The 531-nt window shown below is 50.1% G+C and carries 1 pseudogene; it reads left to right on the plus strand.

The window, feature by feature from the left end:
• Positions 1-531, plus strand: a pseudogene (gene dnaE / locus R7190_RS30325) (DNA polymerase III subunit alpha); the annotation flags it as partial.

The raw sequence follows: 531 nt of genomic DNA on the forward strand, positions 1-531 counted from the left end.
GAAGGTTTGGAAGAGCGTCTAGAGGTCCTATTCCCTGATGAAGAAGAGCGCAAAAAGCGCCGTCCAGAATACGACGAGCGTTTACAAATCGAACTCGACGTAATCAACCAAATGGGGTTCCCAGGCTACTTCTTGATCGTAATGGAGTTCATCCAGTGGTCGAAAGACAACGCGATTCCAGTCGGTCCTGGTCGTGGTTCGGGTGCCGGTTCTTTGGTGGCCTACGCGCTGAAAATCACCGATCTTGATCCGCTTGAATATGACTTGCTCTTCGAACGTTTCTTGAACCCAGAACGTGTATCCATGCCCGATTTCGACGTCGACTTTTGTATGGATAAGCGTGACCAAGTGATTGATCACGTTGCCGAAATGTACGGTCGAGATGCCGTATCTCAGATCATCACATTCGGTACGATGGCGGCGAAAGCGGTAATCCGTGACGTTGGTCGTGTTCTTGGTCACCCATTTGGTTTCGTTGACCGTATTTCGAAACTGGTTCCGCCAGATCCGGGTATGACGCTAGAAAAAGCG

This window comes from Vibrio sp. 1078-1 (assembly GCF_033340475.1).